This window comes from Gluconobacter cerevisiae (genome assembly GCF_015244675.1).
In the GTDB taxonomy this organism is placed as follows: domain Bacteria; phylum Pseudomonadota; class Alphaproteobacteria; order Acetobacterales; family Acetobacteraceae; genus Gluconobacter; species Gluconobacter cerevisiae.
The window spans coordinates 1-24,711 of record NZ_JABCQO010000004.1; the positions used below are offsets into that span (position 1 = coordinate 1).

The 24,711-nt window shown below is 59.5% G+C and carries 27 protein-coding genes and 1 other RNA gene; 17 read left to right on the forward strand and 11 right to left on the reverse strand.

Annotated features, from left to right (window positions below; genetic code table 11):
* Positions 1-387: 387 nt before the first annotated feature.
* The 5 genes from HKD21_RS06370 to HKD21_RS06390 form a co-directional block, all read right to left on the reverse strand.
* The gene (locus tag HKD21_RS06370; RefSeq protein ID WP_194254800.1) at positions 388-1,203 is read right to left on the reverse strand and encodes a TIGR00282 family metallophosphoesterase; all 816 of its coding nucleotides are present in this window, start codon (positions 1,201-1,203) and stop codon (positions 388-390) included.
* Between the two features lie 11 nt (positions 1,204-1,214).
* Entirely contained in the window at positions 1,215-1,736 is a 522-nt protein-coding gene (locus HKD21_RS06375; protein ID WP_265588977.1) for a 5-formyltetrahydrofolate cyclo-ligase, read from the reverse strand.
* A 43-nt stretch (positions 1,737-1,779) separates the two neighbouring features.
* Positions 1,780-1,936, reverse strand: a non-coding RNA gene (ssrS, locus tag HKD21_RS06380) — 6S RNA.
* 49 nt (positions 1,937-1,985) lie between these two features.
* Positions 1,986-2,330 carry a cell division protein ZapA gene (locus HKD21_RS06385; RefSeq protein WP_062027026.1) on the reverse strand — a complete coding sequence of 115 codons (345 nt, stop codon included), beginning with the start codon at positions 2,328-2,330 and terminating at the stop codon, positions 1,986-1,988.
* Between the two features lie 3 nt (positions 2,331-2,333).
* Positions 2,334-2,606 (reverse strand): hypothetical protein, encoded by a 273-nt coding sequence (locus tag HKD21_RS06390; protein ID WP_322782909.1) that lies wholly within the window; start codon positions 2,604-2,606, stop codon positions 2,334-2,336.
* A gap of 98 nt (positions 2,607-2,704) precedes the next feature.
* On the opposite strand from HKD21_RS06390, the gene HKD21_RS06395 reads away from it, so the two are divergent.
* A complete protein-coding gene (locus HKD21_RS06395) occupies positions 2,705-3,022 on the forward strand; it encodes a hypothetical protein (protein ID WP_228121095.1) in 318 nt (105 codons plus the stop codon).
* Positions 3,009-3,587, forward strand: coding sequence for a thiamine phosphate synthase (locus HKD21_RS06400; RefSeq protein WP_194254804.1), 579 nt, complete (start codon positions 3,009-3,011; stop codon positions 3,585-3,587). The genes HKD21_RS06395 and HKD21_RS06400 overlap by 14 nt, the downstream gene beginning before the upstream one ends.
* Here the strand turns inward: HKD21_RS06400 and HKD21_RS06405 are convergent.
* The 3 genes from HKD21_RS06405 to epmA all read right to left on the reverse strand — a co-directional run bounded on the left by HKD21_RS06405 (position 3,558) and on the right by epmA (position 5,937).
* Positions 3,558-4,340: a fasciclin domain-containing protein gene (locus tag HKD21_RS06405; RefSeq protein ID WP_194254806.1), complete on the reverse strand. Its 783-nt coding sequence runs from the start codon at positions 4,338-4,340 to the stop codon at positions 3,558-3,560. The two genes, HKD21_RS06400 and HKD21_RS06405, sit on opposite strands and share 30 nt — an antisense overlap.
* Positions 4,341-4,396: 56 nt before the next feature.
* Positions 4,397-4,822 carry a hypothetical protein gene (locus HKD21_RS06410; RefSeq protein ID WP_407646541.1) on the reverse strand — a complete coding sequence of 142 codons (426 nt, stop codon included), beginning with the start codon at positions 4,820-4,822 and terminating at the stop codon, positions 4,397-4,399.
* A gap of 107 nt (positions 4,823-4,929) precedes the next feature.
* A complete protein-coding gene (gene epmA / locus HKD21_RS06415; protein ID WP_194254808.1) occupies positions 4,930-5,937 on the reverse strand; it encodes an EF-P lysine aminoacylase EpmA in 1,008 nt (335 codons plus the stop codon).
* Between the two features lie 53 nt (positions 5,938-5,990).
* On the opposite strand from epmA, the gene HKD21_RS06420 reads away from it, so the two are divergent.
* Positions 5,991-7,049, forward strand: a complete 1,059-nt coding sequence (locus tag HKD21_RS06420; RefSeq protein ID WP_194254809.1) for a lysine-2,3-aminomutase-like protein — start codon at positions 5,991-5,993, stop codon at positions 7,047-7,049.
* Positions 7,050-7,063: 14 nt separating this feature from the next.
* Here the strand turns inward: HKD21_RS06420 and HKD21_RS06425 are convergent, their stop codons facing one another.
* Positions 7,064-7,372 carry a carboxymuconolactone decarboxylase family protein gene (locus HKD21_RS06425; RefSeq protein ID WP_077803075.1) on the reverse strand — a complete coding sequence of 103 codons (309 nt, stop codon included), beginning with the start codon at positions 7,370-7,372 and terminating at the stop codon, positions 7,064-7,066.
* Between the two features lie 215 nt (positions 7,373-7,587).
* Here HKD21_RS06425 and efp point away from each other — a divergent pair, with 215 nt between their 5' ends.
* From efp to HKD21_RS06460, 7 genes are all read left to right on the forward strand, one after another.
* Positions 7,588-8,154, forward strand: a complete 567-nt coding sequence (gene efp / locus HKD21_RS06430) for an elongation factor P (protein ID WP_062110196.1) — start codon at positions 7,588-7,590, stop codon at positions 8,152-8,154.
* Between the two features lie 6 nt (positions 8,155-8,160).
* Entirely contained in the window at positions 8,161-8,988 is an 828-nt protein-coding gene (locus tag HKD21_RS06435) for an inositol monophosphatase family protein (protein ID WP_194254810.1), read from the forward strand.
* Between the two features lie 74 nt (positions 8,989-9,062).
* Entirely contained in the window at positions 9,063-9,830 is a 768-nt protein-coding gene (locus tag HKD21_RS06440) for an OmpA family protein (RefSeq protein ID WP_194254811.1), read from the forward strand.
* A gap of 18 nt (positions 9,831-9,848) precedes the next feature.
* On the forward strand, positions 9,849-10,985 hold the full coding sequence (locus tag HKD21_RS06445; protein WP_194254812.1) for a flagellar motor protein MotA: 1,137 nt from the start codon (positions 9,849-9,851) through the stop codon (positions 10,983-10,985).
* Positions 10,986-10,988: 3 nt separating this feature from the next.
* Positions 10,989-11,990 (forward strand): peptidoglycan -binding protein, encoded by a 1,002-nt coding sequence (locus HKD21_RS06450; RefSeq protein WP_194254813.1) that lies wholly within the window; start codon positions 10,989-10,991, stop codon positions 11,988-11,990.
* A gap of 84 nt (positions 11,991-12,074) precedes the next feature.
* The gene (gene lepA, locus HKD21_RS06455; RefSeq protein ID WP_194254814.1) at positions 12,075-13,877 is read left to right on the forward strand and encodes a translation elongation factor 4; all 1,803 of its coding nucleotides are present in this window, start codon (positions 12,075-12,077) and stop codon (positions 13,875-13,877) included.
* Positions 13,878-13,887: 10 nt separating this feature from the next.
* Positions 13,888-15,294, forward strand: a complete 1,407-nt coding sequence (locus HKD21_RS06460) for a glycosyltransferase family 2 protein (RefSeq protein ID WP_194254815.1) — start codon at positions 13,888-13,890, stop codon at positions 15,292-15,294.
* Here the strand turns inward: HKD21_RS06460 and HKD21_RS06465 are convergent.
* Complete coding sequence (locus HKD21_RS06465) at positions 15,285-15,842, reverse strand: biliverdin-producing heme oxygenase (protein ID WP_194254816.1); 558 nt, start codon at positions 15,840-15,842, stop codon at positions 15,285-15,287. The genes HKD21_RS06460 and HKD21_RS06465 overlap by 10 nt on opposite strands.
* 188 nt (positions 15,843-16,030) lie before the next feature.
* On the opposite strand from HKD21_RS06465, the gene HKD21_RS06470 reads away from it, so the two are divergent.
* The 3 genes from HKD21_RS06470 (at position 16,031) to HKD21_RS06480 (ending at position 20,358) form a co-directional block, all read left to right on the forward strand.
* Positions 16,031-18,094, forward strand: coding sequence for an AsmA family protein (locus tag HKD21_RS06470; protein WP_407646542.1), 2,064 nt, complete (start codon positions 16,031-16,033; stop codon positions 18,092-18,094).
* Between the two features lie 85 nt (positions 18,095-18,179).
* Positions 18,180-19,511, forward strand: coding sequence for an NCS2 family permease (locus HKD21_RS06475; RefSeq protein WP_194255015.1), 1,332 nt, complete (start codon positions 18,180-18,182; stop codon positions 19,509-19,511).
* Between the two features lie 58 nt (positions 19,512-19,569).
* Positions 19,570-20,358 (forward strand): hypothetical protein, encoded by a 789-nt coding sequence (locus HKD21_RS06480; protein WP_194254821.1) that lies wholly within the window; start codon positions 19,570-19,572, stop codon positions 20,356-20,358.
* Positions 20,359-20,688: 330 nt separating this feature from the next.
* Here HKD21_RS06480 and HKD21_RS06485 read toward each other — a convergent pair whose 3' ends face one another.
* Positions 20,689-21,033, reverse strand: coding sequence for a hypothetical protein (locus tag HKD21_RS06485; RefSeq protein ID WP_194254823.1), 345 nt, complete (start codon positions 21,031-21,033; stop codon positions 20,689-20,691).
* Between the two features lie 168 nt (positions 21,034-21,201).
* Between HKD21_RS06485 and HKD21_RS06490 the strand changes: the two genes are divergently transcribed.
* The 4 genes from HKD21_RS06490 to dxs all read left to right on the forward strand — a co-directional run bounded on the left by HKD21_RS06490 (position 21,202) and on the right by dxs (position 24,706).
* The gene (locus tag HKD21_RS06490) at positions 21,202-21,456 is read left to right on the forward strand and encodes a sulfurtransferase TusA family protein (protein ID WP_099286826.1); all 255 of its coding nucleotides are present in this window, start codon (positions 21,202-21,204) and stop codon (positions 21,454-21,456) included.
* Positions 21,457-21,553: 97 nt separating this feature from the next.
* Complete coding sequence (locus tag HKD21_RS06495) at positions 21,554-21,817, forward strand: exodeoxyribonuclease VII small subunit (RefSeq protein ID WP_194254825.1); 264 nt, start codon at positions 21,554-21,556, stop codon at positions 21,815-21,817.
* Complete coding sequence (locus tag HKD21_RS06500) at positions 21,814-22,719, forward strand: polyprenyl synthetase family protein (RefSeq protein ID WP_194254827.1); 906 nt, start codon at positions 21,814-21,816, stop codon at positions 22,717-22,719. Before HKD21_RS06495 ends, HKD21_RS06500 begins: the two co-directional genes overlap by 4 nt.
* Before the next feature lie 4 nt (positions 22,720-22,723).
* Complete coding sequence (gene dxs / locus HKD21_RS06505) at positions 22,724-24,706, forward strand: 1-deoxy-D-xylulose-5-phosphate synthase (RefSeq protein ID WP_194254829.1); 1,983 nt, start codon at positions 22,724-22,726, stop codon at positions 24,704-24,706.
* Positions 24,707-24,711 lie beyond the last annotated feature (5 nt).

Below are 24,711 nucleotides of genomic sequence, written 5' to 3' on the forward strand. Positions count from 1 at the left end.
GGTTCAATCCCACAAACCCAAATATCAAAAACGTTAGGCTATTCGAAGCATCTAATTAAAGAATACATCAACCAACATCCCGATACTTAGACCCAGGAACTTAATCCCAGACCACCAGCACCAAAACGCCGCCAACATATCCCTTCCAATTCCATATTCAATTTTCAAAGACCGTCATCCCCGCCACTCCAGAGCCCCTCAGGTGAGCCCCGCTGCGTCGGTGAACGGGCTTATACGGGGGACACCCCATAGTGTCAAACAGAATTCACAAGGCACTTATCAACAGATAAAATCCCGGTTTTCTGCGAAAAAAAAGACTAACCCCCATCATTCATTGCGAATCGAACTCGAAAAAAAAGCGGTTTTTTCTCAAATTTTCTGCTTTTCTCAAAAATCCGGCCAGTTCGGAGCCAGATGCCCGCCGATCCGCAGCGGAGCCACCTTTCTGGCCAGACCGGTCGCATCATCCGTTTCCACCATAAGTCCGCAGACTGTCGCCTCCCCTTCTGCCGGTTGCGGGCGATCACCAGGAATTTTGCGAACCAACTTATGAAGTGCGGCAGGTTTACCCATTCCTATGACGCTATCGTAATCGCCACACATCCCCGCATCCGTTTGATAGGCCGTGCCTGCCGGCAGAATGCGATGGTCCGCGGTTGGAACATGCGTATGAGTTCCAACCACAACGGAAGCTCTCCCATCAAAATAAGCTCCAAAGCCCATTTTCTCGCTGGTGGCCTCGGCATGAACGTCAATCAGGATGGCATGCACCGTCACACCAAGCCGGTGCCGGGAAAGGATTTCGCTGACAACTCTGAAAGGATCATCCAACGGGTCCATGAAGATACGGCCCATCACATTGATGACCAGAGCCTTACGTCCGCGGCTGATTTCTACGATATGGCTCCCCTGCCCCGGCGTTCCGGCAGGATAATTGGCGGGTCTGATGATATAGGGGGCCTGATTGATATAGCCGATCATGTCACGACGGTCCCACGCATGGTTGCCCAGCGTGATCACGTCAACACCCGCATTGTGAAGAGTTTTGGCAATATCGGGGGACAGGCCATAGCCGTGTGAAGCATTCTCACCATTGGCAACCACCAGGTCCAGCGAGAGTTTCTGGCGCCAGTCGGCCAGATTGCGAATAATGGCCTCACGCCCGCTACGCCCGATGATGTCACCCAGAAACAGCAGTCTCAACAGTCAGTCTTTCATAATGGTTTTGGGATATCGGTCCGGATAATTCCGCATTCAGTCACGATCGTTCTTAATGGAACGTCGTAAGGCCCTGTGGGTACGGAATCGATCTGCTGACCGGAAAAGCCGAAGCCGATCGCCGGAACATTCAGTGCGGCCAGAGTGCGATCATAATAACCGCCGCCATATCCAAGCCGGTAACCGAAACGATCAAATGCCAGAAATGGCACGAGAATCAGATCTGGAACGTCAATGTCCCCTTCGGGATGTAACGTTCCAAAACGACCTGAAATCATGGCAGACGCCGGCGACCAGCGCCTGAATATCAGAGGAAAGCCTTTGGAGGTGGTTTCCGGCAACAGAACCTGACGCCCGACTTCCGACACAGCATGACACAACGGGCGAAGGTCGACTTCTCCAGCCAAAGGCCAAACAGCAGCAATTTTTCGAGCCGGCTGCGCGAGGATTTCTTTCAGAAGGAAAGCGCGCAGCCTTTCCTCGTCAGCGGAAGAAAGCGTCTGCCAGCACTCGGCCATTTTGCGGCGCAGGCTTTTTTTGAGAGTATCGATTTCGGAAGTATGTGGAGCCGCCAAAGCCGTTGGTCTTTTCAGCCCTCCTAGACCTGCAAGTGCAGGTGGGCACCGGTTAACGTGACCAGGGCCACGACAGAGCCAGTTCCCGTAGGAATGCTTATCGGCCCGGGGGATGATTTGCCTGACGCACCAGGCAGCTCCAAAAGCTATATTAGACTGTCCGGCCCGATGTTCAATGCAAACCTTGAAAAATCAGGAGGCACGTTCAAGTTCTGCAGCAAGAAGCTCTGCCTGCCCCGCCAGTCGGGCCAGACGCTCCTGGCGCGCGCCCTCCCGCTGAAGCAGATGTCCGGCCTGCTGGATCTGCGCTTCCGCCTGAGGCGAAATCTGCCGGTGTTTCAGCTCAAAGATTTCATCAGCCATCAGAAGTGCAGCCATCATGAGCGTCTTGGATTCGCTTGCAGCCCCACCCAGACTCCGGGCCCGCTGAAGCCAGCCTTCGACATGACGGGCCATGTCATAGAGATGGGCTTCTTCGCCATCCTGACATCCGACACTATAGACGTAGCCATTAAGACGAATGGATACCTGTCCCATCGGTCAGCCCTCTTTCCTGTTCAGCACGCCTTGGATGCGGGCACACAATGCATCGATATTGGCCGCAAACTCCGAAAGATCCGGCGCGGAATGAAGGGCGCGCTCACAGGCTTCCTTTGCTAGAACATGACGTTCGGAAGCAGCGGCAATCCGCATCATCGCTTCCTCAAGACGCTCAACCGCCTTATCGTCCTGCGTAATACCTGTCTCGTTTACCGCCACGATCTTCCCGTTCATGTAATCATTGCGCCAGTCAGATGCCCAATACAGACCCACTCCGGCCCGTTCCTCAGGAAAGACCCGATCCCGTTGCGGGGTCAAGGACGTCCCTACCCATTCACTATCCTGTTTTCGTCATTTCGTCGCGCCATGAGATGGATCGGATTGTTCGGCTTAAAGGGAAGCATTTCCTTGCCCTTTCCGTCGAAAGCGCAGGCAGCAGCTTTGGCGTTCCCTGGTGGCTGAACATCATGAACGACCATGCAGGACTGTCTATTCTGGATTGCGGCGACTCCCCGGCGGTGGCACGGCAGGCGCTGGATGCCAGGGTTGGCTGGGCGATATGCCGGGTCAATGCGGCACAATTTCGCACTTTGGAATCCTATGATCAGTACCGCGGACGGATCCTGACGCTCAGACCGCCTAGCTCCCACCACGACAATCTGCGAGAACATCCCCATGACAGCCTGTGATCTTTACCCCGTTTTACCCGCTGGTTTTGATATGGATGCCGCTTTGGAGGTGCTCCGCGATATTCTGCCGCTGCCTGAAGTCACCGCTCTTCGGTTGCCCTGCGGCTGGACGCCAGAGAAAGCGCAGCTTTCAAAACTGGTGGACCTGCTTCACGCCAATGGTGTCGCCATGATCCCTGAAGTCGGCGTTCCGCTTTCCAATACGCCGGAATCCCTTCTGGGACTCTGCGATGGGCTTCATGTCGCCTGTGTGGAAGATCTGGTCACCCTTCGCAAAACTGTCGGGAGCGATATGCCGATCGGCTGTGCTTGTGACAACCGTGATGATGCCATGAAAGCTGGCGAATCGGGCGCCGATTATGTCGCGTTTCCTGCGGGTGATCTGGAACTGATGAAATGGTGGAGTTCCGTCATGGAGCTTCCGGGCATCACGGAGAACGTCACGACTACGGCGGAAGCGTCCTCCGCGGTTGCTGCTGGTGCCGATTTCCTTGCCATCCCCCTTCAGTTTGACGGCAAGGACAAAGAGCGGTTTTCAGCGATGGCCGTGCTTGCGGCCGGTTGAAACCTTTTCAGTCGGGATCGGCAGAAGCGCGTCCTGAGTGAAGTAAAGAACACCATTGGATTGCGGGAAAGACTTGCCCCACAGACGGTTGGTCTCCCCCGCTGTATTTTCGAGCAGCAGTTCACCGGTACGCGGAGAAATTTCCACGCCCAGAAGATCGCCGTACAGGGTCTTCAAGCCGATCGCATGTCCATGGTTACGATGGATTGCCCGGCGCAAAGCGACTTCGTTCCATTTTCCATAAGCAATCGTGTAGCCCAGAATATGGACGAGCTGCCCACGATTGGCCGGAGCCAGAAGCCCACCGGGCCAACGCGCACTCAGACGCTCAAAGGCTGCATTGGGAATCGCAAAAAGCGTGTACGGCCCCGGACCGCTGATCCAAGGCTCCAGCTTCGCCACCTGAATCGCTTTGACGTAGTCGCTGAGTTCCAGAGAACCCGCGATATTTTCATCAAGCGGGCGATCCTCATAAGAAAGCATCGGAGGCGAGTGATAGGCGATCGGGCTGTTAGGCGTCCCGTCCGCACTTGGCTGATAAGCGCCATCGGTGCTTCCCGGCATGGCGGAAGCGCGGGCGCTGATCTGGGTCTCGAAACTATCCTGATAGTTCTTCGTCCAGTCTGTGCCCTGCCAGTCAGGATCGCCACAGGCGGACAGCGTGGCCCCGAGAAGGAGCCCCACGCCGAGTTTCAGCCCCTTCCCCCAACCCGGAAACCGTCCTGAAGGGAAAATATCGAGTCGCACATCCATGCCTGATCGCACCATCCTGTGAGCTGGAGAGACGACCATAGAGCAGGTCGGGTGATTCAGCACCCGTCCCCGCGCATGGTCCATCCGACGACCCGACCGCTGACCAGCTCGAATGTCGTCTGACAGCTCGTGTTGTAATAGGTCGACGGAAAACCGCCACCCCATCCCCCCATGCCGCCCCAGCCGCCACCCCAGCCGCCCATACCACCCCACCCACCGCCCCAGCCGCCCATACCGCCGCCCCAGCCATCCCAGCCCCAGCCACCGCCGGGAGAATACTGCGTCTGGTTATCGATATAGGCGAGGAAGGTATGGCCCTGTGCATCGTAGTTACGTGTCGGCACACCGAACTGGCGCAGAACATCCACCTCGGAACGGCCTACCATCGAATCCAGCACCTTGCGCTGCTGAAGGGTCGGGACTTCACAGGCGGAAAGGCCCAGCAGCACCAGGACGGACAGCACGCCAATTTTTTTCATCATCATCTTCCCCGACTGTGCCGCTGCAACGCGGTCATGTTCCTCTTTCGACACGTTCTAGCCCTTCTGACGCAAAAGAAGGATTAAAACTCCTGCAAGTTCCGAAAAGATCAGGCCAACCACAAAATGTCACTGATCCTCGGCGCACCTGTCGCCAGCATGACCAGCCGGTCAAACCCGAGCGCAATCCCTGAACAGGCTGGCAGGTCCGGCAACGCCGCCAGAAAAACTTCGTCCACCGGCCAGTCCTGATCCGGTGACAGACCGATACGGCGCTTGCGATCCGTTACAAAACGCTCCCGCTGCTCGACCGGGTCCGTCAGTTCTTCAAACGCATTCGCCAGTTCCAGCCCCCCCACATACAGCTCGAACCGTAGCGCCGCGCGCCCGTCCGTCGGGTCCCGTCGCGCAAGAGCGGCCTGTTCAGCGGGCCAGTGCGTCAGGAATGTGGGACGTTCGCGCCCGATCACAGGTTCGACACGCTCCAGCAGAAGCCGGAAAAACAGATCCTCCCACGTCTCCCCATTCCGCAGGCCAACACGCGCCTGTTCGGCAAGGGCTTCGGCGTTTCCAGCCGTTCCCAGCAGATCCGCTCCCACATAGCGCGCAAACGCAGCCTGCATCGTCAGACGCTCAAAGGGGAGTGACAGATCAATGACATCCATCCCCCGATGCACCACAGAGGGCAGAAGCGCCCGGAGAAAATCTTCCGTTTCATCCATCAGGGACGACAGATCCGCACCCGGACGATACCATTCCAGCATGGTGAACTCTGGCGCATGTGTGTTGCTCGCCTCACCATTGCGCCAGACGCGTGCAAGCTGGAACACGGCCCTTCCCGTCGCCGCCACAATCCGCTTCATCGCAAATTCCGGACTCGTATGCAGAAAACGCGGCTCGCAGGAGCCGTCGGGGCGTTCAAGCTCCGTTCTGAAACACCGCAGATGGACCTCTTCTCCCGGAACCGGAACGGCATAGGGCGTCTCGACTTCCAGATAGCCCCGTCCTTCAAAGAAGCTCCGAACGGATTTCACCATCTGCGAACGCCGCTCGAGCAATGGCAAGCGCTCAGCAATCCGGGCCGAATCAGCGGCTAATCCAGCGGATAATACGGTCATGACGTCTATCGCTCCTGTTGCAAAACGGGGACCCGCACCGCTAGAGGCATCACATGCACGATATGGTCAAGACAGCCCAAAAGCATTCCGCAAAACGCGCCACCCTTCGCACACCGTCGGACCTGATCGACGCGGGGCTGGCGAACGAGGCGGACCGTTCAACGCTCGAAGCGGTAGGCGAACGCTTCACGATGGCCATTCCGCCTGCCTTTCAGGACCTGATCACCCATCCGGACGACCCAATCGCCAGACAGGTCATCCCCGATGCGCGTGAACTCGTCACGTTGCCGCACGAAGATACGGACCCGATCGGTGATGATGCGCTCTCGCCAGTCCTCGGAATTGTGCATCGCTATGCCGACCGGGCCCTGCTCAAGCCGCTTCTGGTCTGCCCACTTTATTGCCGTTTCTGCTTCCGTCGCGAACATGTCGGGCCCGGCGGCGGCCTTCTGAACGATGCGGAACTCGAAACCGCGCTGGACTGGGTTCGGCAGCATCCCGATATCCGCGAGATCATTCTCACGGGTGGCGATCCGCTCATGCTGGCGCCGCGCCGACTGAAGCACATCGTGCAGTCCCTGTCCGACATTCCCCATATCGAAACCATCCGCATCCATTCCCGCGTGCCGGTCGCCGACCCGGCTCGCATGACGGACGAGCTTCTGGATGCCATAGAAACCGATCGCGCGATGTGGCTCGTGGTCCATGCCAATCACGCCAGCGAACTAACCCCGCAGGCCACGAAAGCCATCCGCGCCGTTCTGTCGCGTGCCATTCCGGTTCTGTCGCAGTCCGTTCTGCTGCGCGGGGTCAACGATACGGTGGAAAGTCTGGAAGCCCTTCTACGGGCATTCCTGAAAGCGCGGGTCAAACCCTATTACCTGCATCATCTGGATGCTGCCGCCGGAACCGGGCATTTCCATGTTCCGGTCGAAGAAGGGCAGGCTTTGCTGAGGCATCTCCGCGGGCGGGTGACGGGTCTCGCCTGGCCAACCTATGTTCTGGATATTCCGGGCGGCCGGGGCAAAGTCCCGATCGGCCCGGAATATCTCAAGCCCGGCTCTCCAGGGACGGTTGCAACACCGGACGGAGAGACGTGCGACTTCATCTGAGACGAAAGAAACGCTTACTTCGCTTCGAACATATGCGTGGCGTGCGTGATCGCACCGCCTGCGCGGATGGCAGCGGCCACGAGGGCGATTTCGGAAAGCTGGGCGTCCGTTGCGCCCGCTTCGCGCGCCGCTTTCACATGAAGTTCAATACAATACGGGCACTGGGTCGTCAGGGCGACCGCCACTGCCGCAAGCTGCTTGGTCAGGGCGCTGACAGCCCCTTCCTCGAAAGCCGCGCGATCAAACTGCCAGAAAGCGTCCATGCCCTTGGAGGCATTGGCTTCGAGATGGGAAATGCGCGAGAGGTTCTTCATATCGTACATGCGTCTTCTCCTTGCGTTTCGCCCTGACCCTCAGGACGCACACACAGTCTGACATGACCTGCCCGACGCGCGGCCCCAAGCCCCTTTTCCTTCACACTTTCCTGAAATCCACACAGCCCACACATCCCTTGCGCCTTGCTTAGAGGCCCCGTGCGGCGCTAGAAGCCCACAGACGTGACAGAAAATCCCTCCTTCAGGGTCATCAGGACACAAGCATGAAACAGCAAGCCAACCTTATCCGGGCCGGCCAAGTCATCGAGCACGACGGTCGCCGCTGGACGGTTCTCAAGCAGCAGATCATCACCCCGGGCAAGGGTGGCGCCTTCATTCAGGTCGAAATGCGCGACCTCAAGACGGGCAACAAGACCAACGAGCGCTGGAGAACAGCAGATTCCGTCGAGCGCCTGATGACGGAAGACAAGGACTACACCTATTCCTACATGGATGGTGACAATGTCGTCCTGATGGACCCGGAGACGTTCGAGCAGCTGATCCTCGCCAAGGACATCTTCGGCGACCAGTTCGCATTCCTTCAGGACAACATGGCGCTGAACGTCAAGCTGGTCGAAGGCGACCCGGTGGGCGTGGAACTGCCGCCGCATGTGACGCTGGAAATCACGGAAGCCGATCCGGTGGTCAAGGGCCAGACGGCCAGCTCGTCCTACAAGCCCGCCGTCCTGTCCAACGGCGTCAAGACACTGGTTCCGCCGTTCATCGAAGCCGGTGAGCGTATCGTTGTCCGCACGGAAGACGCGTCCTACGTCGAACGCGCGAAGGACTGATCCACCATGCGTCTTTCCCCGCACATGGCCGTCATGCAGGGCGCCGCGCAGAAGGCTTCGCGCCGTCTGCTCCGTGACTTTGCAGAGGTCGAACAGCTTCAGGTCAGCATCAAGGGCCCGGGAGATTTCGTCTCCCAGGCCGACCTGCGCGCCGAAACCATCCTCCGCGAAGAACTGAGCCGTGCACGGCCGGGCTACGCCTTCCTGATGGAAGAAAGCGGCGCTTCGGGCGGGGACAACTGGACCTGGCGCTGGATCGTCGATCCGCTGGACGGCACGACGAACTTCCTGCACGGCATTCCGCACTGGGCCATTTCCATCGGTCTTCAGCGCAAACTTCAGGACGGATCGGTCGAACTGGTTGCTGCGGTTGTTTACAACCCGGCTGCCAACGAGATGTTCTGGGCCGAAAAGGGCGTGGGCGCGTTCCTTAACGAACGCCGCCTCCGCGTTTCCGGGCGCCGTAACATGCTGGAAGCCGTTTTCGCGACGGGCATTCCTTTTGCGAAGGTTCCGAGCAGCAGCCGCCTGCCGTTCGCCCGCGTTCTGGGCGCACTGATGCCGCAGGTCGCAGGGATTCGCCGCTTCGGTGCGGCTGCCCTCGATCTCGCATGGGTGGCAGCAGGCCGCTACGAAGGCTACTGGGAATTCGGCATCAAGCCGTGGGACTGCGCAGCAGGTCTGCTTCTCGTTCGCGAAGCCGGTGGCTATGCGACCGATCCGGACGGAAACGAACTTCACGACCTTCCCGACGACGTCAACGTCGTTGCCGGCAACACCAACCTTCACGGCACCCTGCGCGCGCTCGTGCATGAAGCCCTGAATCGGGGTTGATCTACCGGAGCTGACGAAACTGTCCTCACGCCCCATTGCGGGAGTCGTGAGGCGTCGTCTAGGATCGGCCTGACATGAACAGGCCGATCCTCTCCTCCCTTTCTCTGGCGGCCTTTCTGGCCTGCCTCCCGCTGCCCGCCGCACAGGCACAGGTCACCAGCAATCTGGATGATCTGCCCCAGGCCAGCCCTGCTCCTGCCGCGAAAAAACCGGCTGCTGTTCAACGTACGGCCCACACGTCTGCCGCACATGGCAGCAAAAAGTCGGCTTCCCAGAAATCCGCTGCGACACCCGCGCCCGCCCCGACGACTACTCCAGTCAAATCGGCTCCGGCGCATGAAACAGTTCCGGGCGTCCCTCCCGCACCGCCACCGCCCGTCGTACTGCCTCCGCCATTTGTCCCGGTCCAGCTTCATCCGCCGGTTCCTCCGACGGACGTGACGGCCGTTGCCGATGCCGCAAGCCATACGGAATCGCTGCCCGACGGTGGACTGCGCGTTCTGTTCGCGTCCGGAAGCGACGCGCTGAACGCCGACAGCCTTAAAACGCTTCAGGCTTACGGAACCGAACTCTCCCATCATCCGGAAGAGCGGATCGTGCTGATCGCCCATGCCACCCTGCCCGGCGATGACGTGTCCATGCCACGCCGCATCGCGCTGGCCCGCGCGCTCGCCGTCCGTTCGATCTTCATTCACGCAGGCGTCGCCACGACCCGTCTTTATCCCCGCGCGCTCGGACGTCCTGACGCCGGAGACAGCGCGCCTGCCGACCGGTTGGATATTGTCATTGAGACAAATCCCGTCGACCCACCCTTACCTTCCGCAAACGGCCTGCCGAAATAACATCAGGAAAGACACGCCGTGACACGTCCTACGACCTATCTGCTCCGAATGGCCGTTTTCCTTGTCGCGGTCGGCCTTCTGGCCGCGACAATGGGTACAACCCTGCTTCAGGCCTTCAGCGCAAACCCGAAGCTCGATGCCATCATCCTTGGCGTGCTCCTGCTGGGCATCCTGTGGAACCTGCATGTCGTCCAGCGCCTCATGCCGGAAGTGCACTGGGTTGAACTCCTGCGCCAGCCGCGCGCCGGTCTGGCCGCGCCCAAGGCTCCCCGTCTGCTCGCGCCCATGGCCAGCATGCTGGCGGCCCGCAACCGCACGGACCGCCTGACGCTTTCCACGCAGACGACACAGGCCATGCTCGACAGCCTGTCCTCTCGTCTGGACGAAAGCCGGGAAATTTCCCGCTACATGACGCAGCTCCTGATCTTTCTCGGTCTGCTGGGCACGTTCTACGGCCTTCTGTTAACGGTCAGCTCGATCGCCGGTGTCATCGGTGGCATGTCCGCAGGCAGCGGTGACATGGACGTCATGTTCAACCAGCTCAAGACGGGCCTTGCCGGACCGCTTGCCGGAATGTCTACGGCGTTTTCGGGCTCTATGTTTGGCCTCGCCGGCGCACTGGTCCTCGGCTTTCTGGACCTGACAGCAGGACAGGCCCAGACCCGCTTCTTCAACGAACTGGAAGAATGGCTGGCTGGCGTCACACGCGTCACGGGTAGCACGTCCATCGACAGCGACGGCGCCCCTGTTCCGGCCTATGTTCAGGCTCTGCTCGAACAGACCGCCGAAAATCTGGAAACGCTCCAGAACGCCGTCTCCCGCAGCGAAGAGAACCGCGTCCGCGAACTGCACATGCTCGACAGCCTTCAGGAACGCCTGCGCGGCATGACAGATCTGCTCGCCGCCAACCAGACACTCATGACCCGTACGGCCGAAACCCAGACCGCCCTTCTGCGCCATATGGGCGATGACGGTCCGGGCTCTCAGGGAACAGCGCTTCTGCGGATCGAGACGCATCTCAGCCGTCTGATTCAGGAGCTTCATGAAGGCCGCGCCCAGACAATCGGGGAGCTTCGCAACGATCTCCGTGTTCTGGCCCGCACGATTGCCGCGGCCTCTGGCAGCACGACGCCCTCCCCCGGCAGGCAGGACTGATCCATGGCCCGGCGCAGACGCGGATCTCACAACGCCCTTGATGCCTGGCCCGGCTATGTGGACGCCCTGTCCACCCTGCTGATGGTCGTCACTTTCGTTCTGCTCGTCTTCGTCGTGGGCCAGCAGTTCCTTTCAGTCTCACTCTCAAGGCGCGAACATACGCTTGATGCCCTGCAAAAGCAGTTGGCCGAGCTGTCACACATGCTGTCGATGACGGAAGACAAGAACAAAAGTCTGTCCTCCACCGTCGCCACGCTGTCTGACGAAAAACAGCGCAATCAGGCTCAGCTCCAAACCCTTTCGACCCAGATCGCGACCCTGACGGGCCAGCTCCAGTCGAAAGATCAGGCTCTGGCCTCGGCAGACGACACGAGCAAACAGCAGAACAGCAAGATCTCTGACCTTCAGGCGCAGGTTGAAGAACTGACCCGCCAGCTTCAGGCGATCAGCAACGCCCTCGACCTCGAAAAAAAGAACGAGCAGGGCAAAGATGCCCAGATTGCGGATCTTGGTAACAAGCTAAATCTGGCGCTGGCAGATAAGGTCAATCAGCTCAAACACTACCGGTCAGAATTCTTCGGGCGCCTGCGCGATCTGCTGAAAAACCAGAAAGGCGTGAATGTCGTGGGAGACCGCTTCGTCTTCCAGTCGGAAATCCTGTTCCCGCAGGGCAGTGCCGATCTGACGCCGGAAGGCCGCAAGGAAATCACAACCCTTGCCCACACCTTCAAGCAGGTTGCCTCAACGATCCCAAGAGATCTTCCATGGATTCTGCGCGTGGACGGCCACGCCGACCGTCAGCCGATCCATAGCGCCTTTCCCAGTAACTGGGAGCTGTCCTCCGAGCGCGCAATCACGGTGGTCAAACTGCTCATCGCCGAAGGCGTGGACCCGCGTCATCTAGCCGCGACAGGCTTTGCCGACTACCAGCCTCTGGACGCGGCCACCACACCGGCGGCCTATGCCAGAAACCGCAGGATCGAGTTCCGTCTGACGGACCGCTGATCCCACTCCAGCCTGCCTTTTGACGAAGGCAGGCTTTTACGCAGATCTACTGACATTTCTGCAATAATCCCGTATGTAGCAGCCATGACCGATACCCCGCTCTCCCTTATCCGCAATTTCTCGATCATCGCCCACATTGACCACGGCAAATCGACGCTGGCCGATCGCCTGATTCAGGCCTGTGGCGCGTTGACCGCTCGCGAGATGAAAAATCAGGTTCTCGATTCGATGGAACTTGAACAGGAGCGCGGGATCACCATCAAGGCGCAGACCGTGCGTCTAAGCTATCCGGCAAAAGACGGTCAGACTTACACGTTGAACCTCATGGACACGCCGGGCCATGTCGACTTCGCCTATGAAGTCAGCCGCTCGCTCGCTGCCTGTGAAGGCTCGCTTCTGGTCGTGGATGCTTCACAGGGCGTGGAAGCCCAGACACTGGCGAACGTCTATCAGGCGCTCGACGCCAATCACGAGATCGTCCCGGTCCTGAACAAGATCGACCTTCCGGCTGCTGAACCAGAGCGCGTCCGCGCCCAGATCGAAGAAGTTGTCGGAATCCCCGCCGATGACGCCGTCGAAATCAGCGCCAAGACCGGCATCAATATCGAAGGCGTGCTCGAAGCCCTCGTCCAGCGCCTCCCCGCCCCCACGGGCGATGCTGAAGCGCCGCTTCAGGCCCTGCTGGTCGATAGCTGGTACGATGCCTATCTGGGCGTCATCATTCTCGTCCGCATCAAGGACGGTCGCCTTAAACGCGGCGACCGTATCCGTATGATGCAGACCGGCGCGACCTATCATGTCGATCAGGTCGGTGTGTTCCTGCCCAAAATGCAGACGGTCGAGAGCCTCGGTCCGGGCGAGATGGGCTACATCAACGCCGCCATCAAGACCGTCGCGGATTGCAATGTCGGTGATACCGTTACTCTGGACCGGCGCCCTGCTCCCAAGGCCCTGCCAGGCTTCAAGCCTTCCATTCCGGTGGTCTGGTGTGGCCTGTTCCCGATTGACGCGGACGATTTCGAAAAGCTGCGTGACAGCCTCGGTAAGCTGCGTCTGAACGATGCGTCGTTCCATTTCGAAGCCGAGACCTCGGCTGCGCTGGGCTTCGGTTTCCGCTGCGGCTTCCTCGGCCTGCTGCATCTGGAAATCATTCAGGAACGCCTGTCCCGCGAGTTCAATCTGGACCTGATCGCGACGGCTCCGTCCGTGGTCTACAAAATGCATATGACGGACGGTACGTCCGAAGACCTGCACAACCCGGCCGATATGCCGGAACTGAGCAAGATCGAAACCATTGAGGAGCCATGGATCAAGGCGACCATCATGGTTCAGGACGAGTACCTTGGCCCGGTCCTGACGCTGTGTTCCGAACGTCGTGGCGTGCAGGTGGATCTGACCTATGTCGGTAACCGTGCCATGGCCGTTTATCGTCTGCCGCTGAATGAAGTGGTATTCGATTTCTACGACCGCCTGAAATCCATCAGCCGCGGCTACGCCTCCTTCGACTATCAGATGGACGGTTACGAGGAGAGCGACCTAGTCCGCATCTCCATCCTCGTAAACCACGAGCCTGTCGATGCCCTGTCTTTCATCTCGCACCGCACCGTTGCCGAGCAGCGCGGTCGTTCGATCTGCGGCAAGCTCAAGGATCTGATCCCCAAGCAGTTGTTCAAGATTGCCATTCAGGCGGCCATCGGCTCCAAGGTTATTGCCCGTGAAACAATTGGCGCACTGTCCAAAGACGTGACAGCCAAATGTTATGGCGGCGATATTTCCCGTAAGCGCAAACTTCTGGACAAGCAGAAGGAAGGCAAGAAGCGCATGCGGCAGTTCGGCAAGGTCGAAATCCCGCAGAGCGCCTTCCTCGCCGCCCTGAAAATGGACTGATCCCTGCCCCATGTCGAAAAGCGCCGCCATTCTGTTCGTTCACAACGAGGTTGATACGATCGGATGGTGGCTAGCCCATCACGCGACAATCGGTTTCTCGACCCTGATTGTCTGTGACGACCATTCGACAGACGGAACGCGGGCGGCACTTTCAAATGCCGCCACCCTCTACGACATCCGGGTCCAGTCCGCCGATACGACGCTTCCCACGCGACTGGAACGTCAGACCCGATTCCACAAAAACGCGCTCGCACAGGGCCGCGATGAGTTCGACTGGATGATGATTCTGGCGGCGGATGAATACCTACATTTCGAGACTGCCCGATCCGTCGCCGAATTTACGGCGGGTGCGACCGAAGCGACAATGGCGATAAACTGGTGCCTGTTCGGCTCTTCCGGCCGCATGACGCCCTCGGCCTTCTCCCCAGTCGAGACCTTCACCCGGCACGGACTTCTCAGTCTGCCGGATCACCGCGTTGTCCGGCATCTTGTGCAACCGCGCCATCTAGATAATAGCCTGCCTGACCCCTTTTCAGCATTGGATAGAAATGCTGTTTGGGACGAAGCGCGGATTCTTCACTTTGCCGCCAGTGACCGGGAAAGTTTCTTCAAGCGGGATTCAAGCGCGACGCCCGAACAGGCCTGGCAGAATTTCGACCGCAATGATGCTGAATATGGCGGCGCAAGCCGCTGGCTACCCGAAAGCCGACGAATCGCCTCTTTCATGACACAGGCGTCGCTGACCGATCTTTACTGGCGCCTCAAGGCCGTCATGACCCATGCAGACAAGCCCATTCTGCAAAAACTCGGCCTGACACCTGCCCAGCTTTCCGTGTCTTTATCTTCCCGATTACAACCGCAGTTCCGTTTCTGTACGCTCGGAGAATCGCAGCGCCTGATGCTGGACATGCAGAGCGGTTCTCTGGTGCCTATCGGAACAACTGACACGAATTTCGGGCGCTACAATCCGCTCGTCATGGCTCTGGAAGTATCGGACACTGATATCTGGAACGCATGCCTGTTCGTGGAAAACCCACTACCCGGCCGATATCTCCCGCTCGCAGGTTCACCGACGCTCCTGCCTATGGTGCCGCTCCGTATCAGGATTGCGGAAAATACCGTCCTGTCCCCCGTCAGCGGTGACGAAATCCATATCGCCATCCCCGATCATGCCCTGACGGAAATCGACTCCACAGTTAGCCTCTACAGCCGCATGACACCCTTCATGGTTCTGACGGCAGAAGGCCATAATCTCGCAGGCCTCCTGCGCGGGATCGACAGACTTCCCGCACCCGATGCCAGTGCTCTGGGCTGCGCGATTGCAATGTTGCCGTTCGAGGAAGCCGAGCGCCTGTCCGACGCTTTTCCGGGTGTGGTTCCGAGAAACGTGCGGCCGGCCCGCCCCTCTCAGTCCTGAGAGCCAGTGCTGGTCCGGAACAGGTCAAACGTCATGATGGCTCCTGCCGTAACAGCCTGCCGCCGGGCCGCATCACTCTCATTCAAAGAGCGCTCCAGATGCGCCAGAAACTCCGGCCACTCCCCTTTCTGATGAAAGGCTGACAGATACGCCCGAGGCAAACCTTGCGCCACCCGGGCCGAAAGCACACGACCGCCAAGCCGAGAACCTTCCAGAACATACAGCACACCAAGCGCCGTGCCATCACGCTCGGGAAAAACGTCCTGACGCGCAGAAGGAATTTCAAGCTCCATATGCCGCAGATCGTCTTTCAACAACTCTGAGCGTGAACGCCATGCTGGCACGGCATCAGCGTGCCTCGCCAGATATGCCTCGGCAGTCAGAAGCGCACCTGCATGAGCTGTCAGGAACGCACCGTAGGATTCCCGATCGGCAAGATCAAAACGTGAAAAAGCCTCATCGACGGTTTCATGCGCTTGCCGGCTGACACGCCGCAGGTCCGCAAGGCCTGATCCATTCTGGCTGCCGATGCGTTCAACCGTGTCCATTCGTCCTGATCTTCCCGTCCTTGGTGAAACCGTTTCCGGTTCTGTCCGTAATTAGAGTGACTTGCAACGACCAGATCTGTTCCGACACACCACAAATTCCGGAGAAACCCCCTTTGAGCACCGCACCGCCCCGAGCGCCTTCCCCTTCTGACAAACCTCTCGCTGGGCGGGAAAAGCAGCACCGTGGTCTGAAAACCGCGGGCGGTGTTTTCGGAGCGCTGGTGACCGCCCTCATCGTCCTGGTCCTGATCTGGCAGTGGGACTGGTTTGTTCCGTACATCAATCGCAAGGCTACAGCAGCCCTGCAGCGCCCCGTCAGCATTGCACATCTGCATGTTCATCTTGGCTTCAAGCCAACAATTACAGTCGATGATCTGAAAATCGGCCAGCCCGAGGGTTTCAGCAAAGAGAAAGACGACTTCGCCTCCGCTCATGCCATAACCGTCAAAGTCGATGCCTGGCGCTATCTGACGGGCGGTGGCCTCTCCGTGCCACTAATCCGCGTTGATACTCCCAAAGGCGACATTGTCTCGCTAGCCGATGGCACGAACAATTATACGTTCCCCTCATCGTCCGACACATCATCCCAGACAGCGTCATCCTCAACCCCCCTGCCGAAGCTCGGCAAGATCGAGATCAATGACGGCAATATCCATGTGGCGATGGCTAAACTGAAGACGGACATGCACGTCCTCATTCATACCGTCCTCCCGAAAGACGGCGACGACGGGCATATCGTGATCGATCTCGCAGGACGGTATGCCCGCGCGCCGATCACGGGCCATATCGTCGGTGGCGCTCTTTTGGACCTGACAGACACTACACATCCCTATCCGATCGACGGACGCCTCGCCAACGGGCCAACTTATGTCACCCTGCGTGGCACAGTGGATGATCCGATCCATTTTCAGGGCACCAATCTGGCGCTGCACTTCGCAGGGCCAGACATGTCCCTGCTTTACCCTCTCACGGGCGTACCCATTCCCCAGACGCCGCCTTACAGCGTGACCGGTAATCTGGCCTATTCCAACCGGGCGATCCGTTTTCAGAAATTCGAAGGCCGTATGGGCTCTTCGGATATCGGCGGAGACATCAACGTTGATCCGCACCAGAAGCCGATTTTCGTCGACGCAGCCCTGCATTCCCATTCGGTGGATCTGGCCGATCTGGGTGGCTTCATCGGTGCACAACCCGGTGATACGAGAAAAACTGAACCAGCCAGCAAGCGCGTATTGCCTGACAAGACAATCAATGTGCCGAAACTCAACGCTGCGAACGTCCATCTGACATATCACGGCGATCACATCCGCAATAAAAACTGGCCTCTGGACAATATTGATACCGAACTCGACATCCACGACGGCGCCATAAACCTCAAACACCTGACCTTCGCCACCGGGACAGGAACCATTTCCGCGAACGCCACACTTGAGCCGACCAAAAACGCGCAGTTCCACACCCGCTTCCGTCTGGACGTCTCCCGCCTTCCCCTCTCGCGCATCATGACATCCAAGGACATGTTCCAGGGCGAAGGCACCATTGGCGGTCATGTGACGCTTAATTCGACTGGCAATTCGGTCGCAACGCTGGTCGAAAACGGCAACGGCGGGACGACACTGGTGCTGGACCGCGGGGGTGATGTAACGGCCCTTCTTCCTGATCTGCTGGGGCTCAAGCTCGGCTCGGCCATCCTGTCTGCACTTGGAATTCCGGATCGCTCGAAGCTGGAGTGCCTCGTGGCCGATCTGCCGCTCAAGGACGGCATTGTGCATACCGATGCGATGCTCCTGCAAACCGGCACCACCCGGACAAGCGGCACCGGAACCGTCAATTTCCACAAGGACACACTGGATTACGCCGTGACCACCCGTTCGATCGGGCCACAGATCCTGTCCCTGCCCGGCGCGGTCCATATTTTCGGACCGATCAACAGCCCCACAATTCTGCCCGGTGCGGAACTGATCGGCCGCGTCGCGGCCTCCGTCGGGCTTGGAATCGTCTTCCCGCCCGCAGCGCTTATCCCGACTATCCAGCTTGGTGTTGGCAAGGGCTCAGCCTGCGAAAAAGCCATTCTGGAAGCCAATGAACACCCTGCCGCCGGAATTGCACCCGGCGCCACCACAGGCTTAGGTCCCAGCAGCATCCCGCACCCGGCCCATCCCGGAGCCGAAAAGCGCACGAAAGCCTCACATCACCGCCTGTCTCCGGCAGAGATCCACAAGGCATGGGAGAAAAAATCGAATCCGAAATGAAAAGATACGCTCCGGACCGTGGCACGGACAGCTTTTTTGACTATAGCTTGGCCCAGCCATCCCCTGCCCCCGGAGTGTCCGCTTGCTGCTATCCAGACTCGACCGCTGGTTCCACATTACGGCCCGCGGTTCAACGATCCCGCGTGAGGTCATTGCCGGACTGACGGTCTTCGGGGCCATGGCCTATATCGTGGCCGTCAACCCGGCCATCCTTTCGGCGGCGGGTCTGGACCGTCACGACATGGTCATGACCACGATCGCGGGCGCCGTCGCCGGAACGCTGCTGATGGCGCTCTGGGCCAGACTGCCCATCGCCCTTGCCCCCGCCATGAGCAGCAATGTCCTGTTCGCGCAGGTCGTGGTGCAGCAGGCCCATGTCAGCCCGCGCACAGCCTTCACGGTCGTCCTGTTCAGCGGACTGTGCTTCACCGCCCTCTCCCTCAGCCAGATCCGCCAGCGCATCATCCGTGGCTTTCCGCCCTCGATTGTCCTCGGGATCCAGATCGCACTCGGCGCTTTCATTGCCCGGATCGGCCTGATGACTGGGGGCATCGCCGTTCCTTCGCCCGAAGGTTTGACATTCGGGTCTCTGAGCAACCCGTCCGTCCTGCTCAGCATGGCTGGCGTCGTCCTGAGCGCCATTCTCGTGGTCCTGCGCGTCCCGGCCGGACTGCTCCTCGCCATTCTCGCTATCACCATCGTCGGACTTTTCATCCACACGCCCTCAGGCCCGATCACGCATCTTCCAGCCCAACTTCTGGACTGGCCGCATTATCCGACCAACCTGTTCCTGCCCTTCGATTTCCACGAATATTTTTCCCATCTCGGACTTCTCGTCCCCATCACGCTCTATTTTCTGCTGAGTGATTTCTTCGACGCAACTGCGACCATGATGAGCGTCGCGCACCGCGCAGGCTTGGATGGAACGGTCGAAAAACCTGCGCTCGATCACCGCGCCTTCGGTTCAGATGGAGCGGCCAGCATCATCGGCGCCTCGCTCGGAACCTGCACGGTCTCCGCCTATGTCGAGAGTCTGGCAGGCGTGGAAGCCGGTGGCCGCACGGGCCTGAGCGCACTGGTCGTCGCTGTCCTGTTTGCCCTGTCTTCCGTTTTCTGGCCGCTCATCACCGCCATTCCCGCGATCGCTACAGCGCCCGTCCTCATTCTCGTGGGCCTGAACATGCTCGGTAGCCTCAGCCGCGTCGCGGAAACACCCGCAGAAGCCATCCCGCCTCTGATGATGCTGCTCATCGCAGGCGTAACCGGCAATTTCATGCTGAGTCTGTCCTGCGGCCTGCTGATTTACACGGCGCTCGCCATCGCCACACGTCAGTTCCAGCGCTTAACGCCAATCGTCCTCGGTCTGGACGCCGCCTTCGTCTTTTACATGGTCCTACAAGCACATATGGGAGCATGAAGACTTTCCGGCGCGGTTTTTGACTCTTTCTTCATAATTTCCGGGCAGGCTGCCTCGCATGACTTCCTGCCCCCCCAGTCCGCGCCACGTCTTCATCGCCACGCCCTGCTTCGGCGGCACCATCACGCTGGATTACATGCAGTCCCTCATTGGCTGCATGGCCACAGCACCAGCTCATAATCTACAACTCACCCTGTCCACGATCGGCAGTGACGCCCTCATCACACGGGCCAGAAACACGCTCCTGCATCAGTTCGTGACCATGACCGATGCCACCCATCTTCTTTTCATCGACAGCGACATCGGCTTTTCCATTACCGATATCCTCGCTCTGCTTGATGCGGACCGCCCTCTGATCGGAGGGGCCTACCCCCTGAAATCCCACTACTGGGACCACGATACGGACCGTTTTATGGCCGCTGGCGAAGAGTCCAGAACAGCCAGCCTGCGCTATGTCGGAGACTGCGCCGCCCTGCACGATGACAGCGCACCGGGCGAAATTGCGGACGTCTCCTATATCGGCACAGGCTTCATGCTCATGACCCGCCAGATGGTGCTCGACATGATCGCCCACTATCCGGAAACCCGATACAGCCGCATCGACGCGAAGTCCGAAGGCCAGACTTCGCAAGCACCGTCGTCAGACGCCTATGCCCTGTTCGACTGTCTGATCGACCCGGAAACCCGGACATATCTTTCCGAAGATTTCGCCTTCTGCCGCCGCTGGATCACAATCGGCGGACAAGTCGCCCTCCACCGTGGCCTGTCCCTGACACATACGGGCAGCACGACGTTCAAAGGCGACCTTTCCGCGCGAACGCTGCCACTTTCTACTCTTCAGACCTGAAACGACCTGTTTTCCGGCGTCATCTGCCACTATTCCGTCATATTAAACCGGTTTAAACACTCATGCGGTGTCGGGAGCGTGATGCATACATTCCCCGACACCGCTCCCTCTCGCTTCAGGTCATAATCGCCTGACGGAAAAATAAACCGCATATTTCCGTGCAGATCCTGCGAGAGCGTCCTTTCAGAAACCACCCGAACTTTCTGACATCAGGATAACACGGAAAGTTGACCTGACAGTCATCGTGTGCCGCGTATCCACCTGCCACAAACCCAAAGCTGGCAGCCAGAGACTTGCGCTGGCCTGCATCAATTCCACTCATGGTATTTCTCATTTCGTGGTCAAGGACAGGGCAACATGCACCATGCCGGTCCCCAGAATGGATGTGACCAGCGTGATGATCCCAGTAATGACCGCCCGCCCCCCGATCAGACGGTCGAGCTTCCCGTTGACCACACGATTCCCCTCTTCAACCTTCGTCTCGAGAAGCTTCATCTGATCCCGAAGCGACGAGATTTCCTGCCGCATCTCGTTGCGCAGTTCTTCATATCGATCCGAAAGCCCCCCCGCGATCGTCTCCAGTCGCAGAACCCGATCCTCGAGCATCCGCAACGTATAGGCGCGTCTCTCATTTCCATCAGCCAGACTGACTAGTTGGCCTTCCCCGTCCGACATGCCGTTCCCCCAATAAAAAAAGCGCTCCCCGAAGGGAACGCTTTTGTGGCATTAAGCCATTAATATAGAAACAAACACCTGATTTATCAACGAAAACCTGAAACCTTCAGTCAACCGTATCAAAAGCCGACTTGGCCACCTTCGGGGATAGGCGCATAGTCGGGCCCCATGACTGTTCCTCCGACAGAAACACTTCTCGACCTGCGCGGTCTGGCCTGTCCCATGCCCGTCCTCAAGGCCAATCGCGCCCTGCGTGACATGGCCCCTGGCGCGAAGCTGCGCATCCTCGCCACAGACCGCGCTTCAGTGGCGGATTTTCAGTCCTATTGCCGCGAAACCGGCCATGCGCTCATTGCGTTCACGGAAACCGCAGGCATGCTTTCCTTCGTAATCCGGCGACGTGCAGAAACGTCACCTTCCTGAGGAAACTCCAGCGTTCCCGCGCGCGGGGCTGGCAAAAACTGTCTTCTGCCTGTAATCCCCTCGCTACCTTGTTCCAAAGTATGCCTTGAGGCTTCTCATGCCCGAACTCATTGATGCCCCCATGGATGCCCTGTCTTTTGAGGATGCCCTGTCCGAACTGGAGAGGATTGTCCGTGGCCTTGAAGGCGGCCAGATGAAACTCGAGGACGCTATTTCCGCCTATGAACGTGGTGCTGCCCTGCGCAGACATTGCGATGCGAAGCTGGGAGAGGCCGAGATGCGTGTGCGTGCCATCGTGCAGAACGATGACGGCACGACAGGCACGGAGCCTCTTGCCGATACCGGAGACTCCGGCCGATGAATGCCCCTACCCCGTCTGTTTCCCTGAAGGACGCGCTCTCACGCGCCTGTTCTGAAATCGAAAGCACGATCGACGCTCTTCTGCCCATGGTTCCGGGGGACGAGTCCGTTCTTCTGGACGCCATGCGTTATGCCGCCCTTGGCGGCGGCAAGCGTCTGCGCGGTTTTCTGGCCGTCGAAGTCGCGACACTGTTTGGCGCAGACCGCGAGGCCGCCCTGCGTGTCGCCGCGTCGGTCGAACTGCTGCACGCCTATTCTCTGGTCCATGACGACTTGCCCTCCATGGACGACGACGACCTGCGACGCGGTCAGCCCTCCACGCACAAGCAGTTCGACGAAGCGATCGCAATTCTGGCAGGCGACGCTCTTCAGACCCGCGCTTTCGAAATTCTCGTCGAGCCCGAAACCAGCACCAACCCGACCGTCCGCGCCAATCTGGCCCTTGCCCTTGCGCAGGCCTCGGGATCGGCTGGCATGGTCGGTGGTCAGGTCATCGATATCCGTGGCGAAGGCCGCGCCCTGCCGCTGGATCAGGTGCGTCGTCTGCATGCCCTGAAAACCGGCGCCCTCATCCGCTATGCCGCCGAGTCCGGCGCCATTCTGGCTGATGTGGACGATGAACGTCGTGCGGCCATCGTCGCCTATGGCCGCGATCTGGGCACCGCCTTTCAGGTCGCCGATGACGTTCTGGATTCTACCGCTACCGCCGAGGAACTCGGTAAAACCGCGGGCAAAGACGAAGCCAGCGGCAAATCAACCTATGTCTCCCTGCTTGGCATCGATGGTGCCCGCGCCGAGGCTCGTCGCCTGAGCGACCGGGCACGGGAGGCTCTTTCATCTTTCGGTGCACAGGCCGACGCCCTCAGGGCACTGGCAGATTATGTCGTCGAGCGCAGGAACTGATCCCATGAGCAAGAATTCCTCCACGATTCCTACCTATGGCCGTTATCCCGAACTGGATCGCGTCCGCTTCCCTGCCGACATGCGGAACCTGTCCGTCGACCAGCTCAAGCAGCTTGCCGATGAACTGCGCTCGGAAACCGTTGACGCTGTCTCCACCACAGGCGGCCATCTCGGCGCGTCTCTCGGTGTTGTCGAACTGACCGTCGCTCTGCACGCCGTTTTCAACACGCCTGACGACCGCATCATCTGGGACGTCGGCCATCAGGCTTATCCGCACAAGATCCTGACAGGCCGCCGCGACCGTATCCGCACCCTGCGTCAGCCCGAGGGCCTGTCCGGCTTTACCCGTCGCTCGGAAAGCGAATACGACCCGTTCGGCGCAGCCCATTCTTCGACGTCCATCTCGGCGGGCCTCGGCATGGCCGTTGCGCATCACCTGCGCGCGGAAGAAGACCCGAGCTATCACGAGCGTAACGTCATCGCCGTCATCGGCGACGGCTCGATTTCGGCTGGCATGGCCTATGAAGCCATGAACAACGCCGCCGTCGCAGGCCCCGGCGCAAACCGCCTGATCGTGGTGCTGAACGACAACGAAATGTCGATCGCACCCCCGGTTGGTTCGATGTCGGACTATCTGTCGCGTCTGATGTCCTCGCGCCAGTTCTTCAGCCTGCGCGATCTCGCCGGCAAGGTCGCCAAGCGCCTTCCGGGCAAGATCGAGCGCACCGCCAAGCGCGCCGAAGAATATGCCCGCGGCCTGATCACCGGTGGCACCCTGTTCGAAGAACTCGGCTTCTATTATGTCGGCCCCGTCAACGGCCATGACATGAGCCAGCTTGTGCCGATCCTGCGCAACCTGCGCGATGCCGATGATCAGGGCCCGATCCTGCTGCACATCATCACCGAGAAGGGCCGCGGCTACAAACCCGCTGAGGCCGCCGGTGACAAGTATCACGCTGTCAGCAAGTTCAACGTCGTTACGGGTGAGCAGAAGAAGGCTCCGGCCGGTCCGCCGAGCTACACGTCCATCTTCAGCCGCGAACTGATGCGCCGCGCCAAAACTGACGACAAGCTCGTGACGATCACGGCCGCCATGCCGTCAGGCACGGGACTGAACGCGTTTGCCAAAGCTTATCCGGACCGCTTCTTCGACGTTGGTATTGCCGAACAGCATGCCGTCACTTTCGCAGCCGGTATTGCGTCCGAAGGCCTGCGCCCGTTTTGCGCGATCTATTCAACCTTCCTGCAGCGCGCCTACGATCAGGTCGTTCATGACGTTGCGCTCCAGAACCTCCCGGTCCGCTTCGCCATCGATCGCGCCGGTCTGGTCGGTGCCGATGGCGCCACTCATGCCGGATCGTTCGATCTCAACTACCTGTGCTGCCTACCGAACATGGTCGTGATGGCGCCGTGCGACGAGATCGAACTGCTGCACGCCACGGCCACGGCCTGTGAATATGACGCTGGCCCGATCGCCTTCCGCTATCCGCGTGGCAATGGCATCGGCCTTGATCTGCCTGAAAAGGGCGAAGTTCTGGAAATCGGCAAGGGCCGGATCGTCCGCGAAGCCCGTCGTGCGCCGAATGCCCGTGGTGGCGTCGCCATCCTGTCGCTTGGCCCCCGTATCCACGAGGCCCTGCGCGCGGCCGACCTTCTGGCCGCACAGGGCGTTCCGGTCACGGTCGCCGATGCCCGTTTCGCCAAACCGATCGACAAGGCGCTTGTCGAAGATCTGGCCAACCAGCACGAAGTCTTCATCACGCTTGAAGAAGGTGCCATTGGCGGCTTCAGCAGCCTCGTCGTGCAGCACCTTGCCGAGACCGGCCTGCTGGATAAGGTCAAGTTCCGCCCGCTGGCCCTGCCGGATCGTTACATCGACCACAACACGCAGGACGCCCAGTACGAAGAAGCAGGTCTGACAGCGCCGAACATCGTGCATGTCGCAGCCGCTGCTCTGGGCGTCGACGTCGCCCAGCAGTCCGCCTGAGCGAC

Excerpts from the sequence above, each read along its gene's own strand:
- HKD21_RS06375 (WP_265588977.1), bottom strand. The coding sequence starts at position 1,736 with ATGGCCGAGTGCTGGCAGACGCTTTCTTCCGCTGACGAGGAAAGGCTG.
- HKD21_RS06385 (WP_062027026.1), bottom strand. The coding sequence starts at position 2,330 with ATGGGACAGGTATCCATTCGTCTTAATGGCTACGTCTATAGTGTCGGA.
- HKD21_RS06395 (WP_228121095.1), top strand. The coding sequence starts at position 2,705 with ATGGATCGGATTGTTCGGCTTAAAGGGAAGCATTTCCTTGCCCTTTCC.
- HKD21_RS06400 (WP_194254804.1), top strand. The coding sequence starts at position 3,009 with ATGACAGCCTGTGATCTTTACCCCGTTTTACCCGCTGGTTTTGATATG.
- HKD21_RS06405 (WP_194254806.1), bottom strand. The coding sequence starts at position 4,340 with ATGGATGTGCGACTCGATATTTTCCCTTCAGGACGGTTTCCGGGTTGG.
- HKD21_RS06410 (WP_407646541.1), bottom strand. The coding sequence starts at position 4,822 with ATGATGAAAAAAATTGGCGTGCTGTCCGTCCTGGTGCTGCTGGGCCTT.
- epmA (WP_194254808.1), bottom strand. The coding sequence starts at position 5,937 with ATGACCGTATTATCCGCTGGATTAGCCGCTGATTCGGCCCGGATTGCT.
- HKD21_RS06420 (WP_194254809.1), top strand. The coding sequence starts at position 5,991 with ATGCACGATATGGTCAAGACAGCCCAAAAGCATTCCGCAAAACGCGCC.
- HKD21_RS06425 (WP_077803075.1), bottom strand. The coding sequence starts at position 7,372 with ATGTACGATATGAAGAACCTCTCGCGCATTTCCCATCTCGAAGCCAAT.
- efp (WP_062110196.1), top strand. The coding sequence starts at position 7,588 with ATGAAACAGCAAGCCAACCTTATCCGGGCCGGCCAAGTCATCGAGCAC.
- HKD21_RS06435 (WP_194254810.1), top strand. The coding sequence starts at position 8,161 with ATGCGTCTTTCCCCGCACATGGCCGTCATGCAGGGCGCCGCGCAGAAG.
- HKD21_RS06440 (WP_194254811.1), top strand. The coding sequence starts at position 9,063 with ATGAACAGGCCGATCCTCTCCTCCCTTTCTCTGGCGGCCTTTCTGGCC.
- HKD21_RS06450 (WP_194254813.1), top strand. The coding sequence starts at position 10,989 with ATGGCCCGGCGCAGACGCGGATCTCACAACGCCCTTGATGCCTGGCCC.
- lepA (WP_194254814.1), top strand. The coding sequence starts at position 12,075 with ATGACCGATACCCCGCTCTCCCTTATCCGCAATTTCTCGATCATCGCC.
- HKD21_RS06460 (WP_194254815.1), top strand. The coding sequence starts at position 13,888 with ATGTCGAAAAGCGCCGCCATTCTGTTCGTTCACAACGAGGTTGATACG.
- HKD21_RS06465 (WP_194254816.1), bottom strand. The coding sequence starts at position 15,842 with ATGGACACGGTTGAACGCATCGGCAGCCAGAATGGATCAGGCCTTGCG.
- HKD21_RS06480 (WP_194254821.1), top strand. The coding sequence starts at position 19,570 with ATGACTTCCTGCCCCCCCAGTCCGCGCCACGTCTTCATCGCCACGCCC.
- HKD21_RS06485 (WP_194254823.1), bottom strand. The coding sequence starts at position 21,033 with ATGTCGGACGGGGAAGGCCAACTAGTCAGTCTGGCTGATGGAAATGAG.
- HKD21_RS06490 (WP_099286826.1), top strand. The coding sequence starts at position 21,202 with ATGACTGTTCCTCCGACAGAAACACTTCTCGACCTGCGCGGTCTGGCC.
- HKD21_RS06495 (WP_194254825.1), top strand. The coding sequence starts at position 21,554 with ATGCCCGAACTCATTGATGCCCCCATGGATGCCCTGTCTTTTGAGGAT.
- HKD21_RS06500 (WP_194254827.1), top strand. The coding sequence starts at position 21,814 with ATGAATGCCCCTACCCCGTCTGTTTCCCTGAAGGACGCGCTCTCACGC.
- dxs (WP_194254829.1), top strand. The coding sequence starts at position 22,724 with ATGAGCAAGAATTCCTCCACGATTCCTACCTATGGCCGTTATCCCGAA.